The sequence below is a fragment of the Massilia sp. PWRC2 genome, from assembly GCF_049896725.1.
GTDB lineage: Bacteria > Pseudomonadota > Gammaproteobacteria > Burkholderiales > Burkholderiaceae_D > JAFCUW01.
Genome location: NZ_JAFCUW010000026.1, coordinates 1 through 5,703, shown reverse-complemented (window position 1 = coordinate 5,703; position 5,703 = coordinate 1). Strand labels below are relative to the sequence as shown.

3 protein-coding genes and 2 pseudogenes are annotated in these 5,703 nt (G+C 57.4%); 3 read left to right on the top strand and 2 right to left on the bottom strand.

What is annotated here, in order from left to right:
• Nucleotides 1-176: 176 nt before the first annotated feature.
• Nucleotides 177-353, bottom strand: coding sequence for a hypothetical protein (locus ACP7BZ_RS22735; protein ID WP_426117446.1), 177 nt, complete (start codon nt 351-353; stop codon nt 177-179).
• Between the two features lie 21 nt (nt 354-374).
• Between ACP7BZ_RS22735 and ACP7BZ_RS22730 the strand changes: the two genes are divergently transcribed.
• Entirely contained in the window at nt 375-1,643 is a 1,269-nt protein-coding gene (locus ACP7BZ_RS22730) for an IS4 family transposase (RefSeq protein WP_426117444.1), read from the top strand.
• Between the two features lie 243 nt (nt 1,644-1,886).
• A complete protein-coding gene (locus ACP7BZ_RS22725; protein ID WP_426117442.1) occupies nt 1,887-3,026 on the top strand; it encodes a glutathione-independent formaldehyde dehydrogenase in 1,140 nt (379 codons plus the stop codon).
• A 165-nt stretch (nt 3,027-3,191) separates the two neighbouring features.
• Here the strand turns inward: ACP7BZ_RS22725 and ACP7BZ_RS22720 are convergent.
• Nucleotides 3,192-3,846, bottom strand: a pseudogene (locus ACP7BZ_RS22720) (IS6 family transposase).
• 583 nt (nt 3,847-4,429) lie between these two features.
• Here ACP7BZ_RS22720 and ACP7BZ_RS22715 point away from each other — a divergent pair.
• Nucleotides 4,430-5,427: pseudogene (locus ACP7BZ_RS22715) on the top strand (IS3 family transposase); the annotation flags it as partial.
• Between the last annotated feature and the right edge of the window lie 276 nt (nt 5,428-5,703).

Below are 5,703 nucleotides of genomic sequence, written 5' to 3'. Positions count from 1 at the left end.
CTTCGCCTCGACCGCGTCCAGGCGCGCGAACAAGGCATCAATGAGACGATCCTTGTCTTCATGGGACAGGCCGGTGAGATTGAGACGGGGCGGTTTTGGTGGCATGCCCAAATCATGCGCGATAGCAGCACAGTTTACAACTGTTTATTGCAGCCTTCGCTCAGGCTGAACAGTTACTAATTTTTAAGCTTAGCGTAATATTTTTTCCGTTTCCCCTGTTTTCCCAATCCACCGAACTTAAGCGGACGGCCGATTTTTTCGACATCGACTTCATTTAGTTCTTGACAGCAGTGCCGCTTCGCGCAGCCGCCGCCCTGATTGCGAGGTTTTTTCGCGAGCAGGGCGGCGGCCAATGAAGATCTTTTTGATCTTCATTGGCCGCTATTTCGTTACCGTCGTTGTTCGCTTCGTTTTCCCAGTTCATGCATTCCCCGCAGTTTCGCGACCAGGCTTGCCACGCAGACGCCGGCAACGCCTTCGTGCGCAGACGTAAGCTGCCCTTGCCGGCGCTCGTTGCCGTCATGCTCAGCGGCATGCGTAAGAGCGTGCAGACCGAGCTCGACGAATTCTTCGCCCATCTTAAGGAGCAGGCCCAACTCGTGCACCACATCTCCGAGCAAGCCTTCGCCAAGGCCCGAGCCAAGTTGTCGACCACCGCCATCCCGGCCCTCAATGACTGGCTCGTCGCGCGCGCCGACGCCGATGGCTTTGTGCCGCGCTGGCGCGGCCGGCGGCTCGTGGCCGCCGACGCCTCGACCTTGCGTTTCGGGCGCCGCGCCAGCCACGTCGCGCGCGCCTCCAGTGCCGACCAAATCGCCTTTGGCCTTTACCTGCCAGGCGCCGAGATGATGTTGGCCCCCTCACTGCACAGCATCCACGAAGGCGAGCGTCAGATGCTGTCCCAACACCTCGACCGTCTCTCTGGCGGTGACCTGCTGTTGATGGATCGCGGCTATCCGTCGCGCTGGTTAGTCGCCGCGCTCAACGCGCGCGGTGTCAGCTTCTGCATGCGCGTCGAGAAGGCCGGCAACGCAGGCTTCGCGTGCGTGCGCGACTTCCTGCGCTCAGACGACGCCGAGCGGATCGTCACGCTGGCGCCCCCCGACCGGCGTGACGCCGTCGACTACGAGTGCCCGGCGACACCGCAAACGGTGCGCTTGGTGCGTCATATCGCCAGCACCGGCAAGGTGCGCGTATTGATGACCAATCTGGTCGACTCAGCGGCGTTTCCGGCCCATGAGTTTGGCGACCTGTACCACCAACGCTGGCGCATCGAGGAGGCCTTCAAACGCCTCAAGCACCGGCTCAATCTCGAGCACGTCTCCGGCCTGTCGCAGCAGGCGGCGTTACACGACTTCGCCGCCAAGATCGTTTGCGACAACCTTCAGTCCCTGGCCACCGAAACGGCACTGCGCGAGGCGGCGTTGCTGCCGACCCGGCGCATCAACCGCGCCGCCGCCCACTCCATTCTCAAACCACTACTGCCTGCGCTGCGGCTTGGCGCCGACATCGCCACGCGGCTGCGCGAGGCACTACGATTGATCGCCGGTCGCACCTACTCGCACCGCCCTGGCATCATCAAATCGAAGCCCCGGGTCCCACGTCCGAAATCGCACAAATCCATGAGTCAGAAGCCATGCTAAGGGGCGGCGCTGCTAAGTTCAGTGGATTGTGGGACGACCGCGGTGGCAAACCGGCGATCAACTCGTCAAGCACGGCTTTAGCGCGGAACAACGCCATGCTGCGACGAGAAATATGATCCCACGAAACTAAACACCTATTCACCCCTATATGTTAGGTCACCAACAGTAATATTTTTAATATGCGTGCAGGATCTCAACCGTGCCCTATCCATTCCACTCTCCATTCAATAAAGGAATAGCCAGATGAAAGCGCTCATTTATAACGGTCCCTATGACGTACAAGTTAAAGAAATGCCTGATGCCAAGATCGAGAAATCCACTGACGTTCTGGTGCGTGTAACGACTACGAATATTTGTGGCTCCGACCTGCATATGTATGAAGGACGTACCAGCATGGAGACTGGTCGTATTCTTGGTCATGAAAACATGGGAGAAGTCATTGAAGTAGGTAAGGCTGTCGAACGCGTAAAAGTAGGCGACATGGTCTGCCTGCCTTTCAACATTGGCTGCGGATTTTGCGAAAATTGCGAGCGTGGCCTTTCCGGCTTTTGCTTGACAGCCAATCTTGGGACTGCCGGTGCCGCTTACGGCTTTGCTGGTATGGGTCCATACAGTGGTGGCCAGGCCGAACTACTACGCGTGCCATTCGGTGACTACAATTGCTTGGTGCTGCCGGAAGACGCGAAGGAAAAAGAGAACGACTATGTCATGCTCTCCGATATCCTGCCGACCGGTTACCACGCGACAGAACTGGCTGGGGTCAAACCCGGCGAATCGGTCGTCATCTATGGCGCCGGTCCGGTTGGCCTGATGGCCACCATGTCCGCGTTTATTAAGGGCGCCAGCCAGGTGTTTGTCGTTGATACACACAAGGACCGTCTTGCGCTAGCGGAAAAATTGGGCGCCATTGCGATCGATGACACCGGCGACGCTGGCGTGCAGAAAGTGCTCGACCTGACCGACGGCAAAGGTGCAGATTGCGGCTGCGAATGCGTTGGCTACCAATGTTGCGACAAGCACGGCAAGGAAGTGCCAAACCTTACAATGAACAACCTTGTGCAGACGGTGAAAGCCACCGGTGGCATTGGCGTTGTCGGCGTGTTCTTACCTCAAGATCCGGGTGCCAAGGACGACCTGGCCAAGGAAGGCAAACTTGCTTTCGACTTCGGCAACTTCTGGTTCAAGGGCCAGAAAATCGCTACCGGCCAAGCCAACGTTAAGCATTACAACCGCAATCTGGCTAAGTTGATTCACGCTGGCAAAGCCAAACCGTCGGCCATTATTTCACACGAATTGGCATTGACCGAGGCTCCGGGCGCTTACGAGAAATTCGACAAGCGCGAAGATGGGTGGACCAAGGTCGTACTGAAACCTGGAAATTAAGGTTCTGTCGCATTAGCGGCGCCCACAGAATTCGAAAAAAATAGCACGCTGGGGGTGTAAGCCGGAACCGCCGAAATTTCCGTCATCCCAACTCAAGCCCGTCCAGAAGGGTTCCGTCGCGCTGTTGATCAAATGGCGAGATTTTCCCGGACGGCACTGCACCGCTCAAACTGGACGGACCACTCCTGCCAGCGCAGAAAATTGGTCGGCGAACGACATAGCCTCGGCGGCGTCGATTGCGAACTGGCCCTTGCGGATCATGTGCATCAGCTCGATGTCGGCGAGTACAGCGCCGGCAGACCGGAACGATTTGAAGTTGAGCATCGGCCTGGTCACCCGCTTGATGGCGCGATGGTCCTGCTCGACAATGTTGTTGAGGTACTTAACCTGGCGCACAAGGACCGGCACGTTGCGGCCGGCGTTGACCGCGTCGATGGCCGCCTTGTTCGCGCCGCTCTTGTCCATCGCGACCTTGTTCGGTTCGCCGTTCGCTCCCATGGCCTTGTCGAAGAAGCGCTTCGCCACGGCCATGTCGCGCTTCGCTGTCAGCAAGAAGTCGACGGTCTTGCCTTGCTTGTCGACAGCGCGGTAGCGGTATTTCCAGACGCCCTTGACCTGATGTACGTCTCATCCATGCGCCAGCTTCCCCGACCGGGCGCTTGTGTTTTCGGGCGATCTTCTCGATGAGCGGCAGGAAACGAATCGCCCATCGGTTGATCGACGAATGGTCGACCGACACGCCGCGCTCTTCCATCATCTCCTCGATGTGCCGATAGCTCAGCGGGTAGGCCGCATACCAGCGGATGCAGACCAGGATCACTGCTGTGGTCTAATTTGCCCGGACACCTCAATAGGTGAAAAATGCACCACCTGAGAAGCAATACATGGCAACAAGAAAGCGTAAAACATTCGATCCCAGCCTGAAGCTAGAAGTCGTTCGGATGATCAAAGAGCAAGGTTAAAGCATTCAGAACGTCAGCGAGAGCATGGACATCGGCCAGACCGCGATTCGTCGATGGATGGCCCAATTCAGCGCCGAGCAGAGTGGTCAGCCCGGCATCGGTAAACCATTGACGGCCCAATGTCGTTTCGAGTGGAACTTGACAGGTCGTATTTTCCCTGGCCAGGTCCGTTGCTCATTGGCAAGCTGCCACAGCAGCGGCGTTTTCGGTGCGGTCAAGGGAGGGCGAAGCCCGGCGCAGCGAACCCTTGACGGCATCGAAAAAGCCCTTACGCTCAAAGGCTTAGGGTTGGATGCGGGTTTCGCATCCTGCCCGCGAGCCCGTCCGGCGGCAAGGACTTCCCCGCCCTCGGGGCGGGGTTAGGGGTGGGGAAATTCACACGATTTGGCAGCATCACGTTTCCGCCGCCGTGTAAAGTTCCACTCAAAACGGCATAGAGCCCCATTGACTGCGGAGCAGAAACGGATCCGCCAGCTGGAGCAGGAGAATCAACAACTTCGCCAGGACGTGACGATATTAAAAAAAGCGTCGGCCTTCTTTGCCCGCGAAATGAAGTGACCCACCAGGTCATTGAATCGCTGCAAAAGGAGGCCGTCCCGGTTCTGCAAAGCTGCCGTGTTCTTGAAGTGAGCAGGTCTGCTTTTTACGAAGCCAAGCGGCGTTTCTCCGTGCCCAAAGTCTGCAAAGAGAGCGTCCATTTGAAGGCCGTATTTATGGCAAACCACCAGAGTTACGGCAGCCGTCGAATGGTCACCGCCATGGCAAACGAAGGCATCCCAATTGGACGCTACAAGGTGCGTCGCTTGATGCGCCAAGCCGCCTTGAAGCCCGTCTGGAAGCGTAAATTCGTTCATACGACCGACAGCAAGCACGGCTTGCCGATTGCCGACAATGTCCTTAACCGACAGTTCAATCCGGCCGCACCGAACTTGGCTTACGTCAGCGACATTACCTACATCCGGACCGGTGCCGGGTGGCTGTATCTGGCCACCGTGCTCGACCTGTATGCTCGTAAAGTGGTCGGCTGGGCGATGGCACCGAGCATGCCTGCCAAACTGGTGTGCGATGCTTTGAACATGGCGATCGGGCAGCGCCGACCGGCAGCAGGACTGATCGTTCATTCCGATCGGGGCAGCCAGTATGCCAGCGAACTCTACCAGGATCTTTTGAAGGAACATGGCTTCGTGTGTAGCATGAGCCGTAAAGGTAATTGCTGGGATAACGCCGTTGCAGAGCGCTTCTTCCTGAACCTCAAAATGGAGCGTGTCTGGCAGCGCCAATATGCCAACCATGCTGAGGCCAAGGCAGACATCACTGACTACATCGTCGGCTTCTACAACGGCAAGCGAATCAATTCAGCATTGGGTAATCTGCCACCCACCGTCTACGAACGGAAAATGGCGGCACGCGAACCTATTGTTGTGTCCGAAATTACTTGACCACCGCGCACATCGTTCGGAAAGCGCATCCCTTGAAAGTTGAGCATGTCGATTCGTCCTGAATTCGGCACCACAGTTTACCCGACCGGCCCACTGGCGTTCGCTAATGCGACAGAACCCCAAAACTGGGGACGTTTTTGCCTGACTTCGATTAATTGTAACTATTCAGCCGCTACGCAGCTGGCCTGATCGGATCGCCAGCAAATGCGCGGCGCAGCACTTCGAGCATGCTGTGCCCTTGTTTGCGTAGGGTGTCGAGGCAGGAGCGGATGGTGC

Bases quoted from the DNA above. Each gene is read 5' to 3' on its own strand.
- ACP7BZ_RS22725 (WP_426117442.1), top strand. From the start codon at position 1,887: ATGAAAGCGCTCATTTATAACGGTCCCTATGACGTACAAGTTAAAGAA.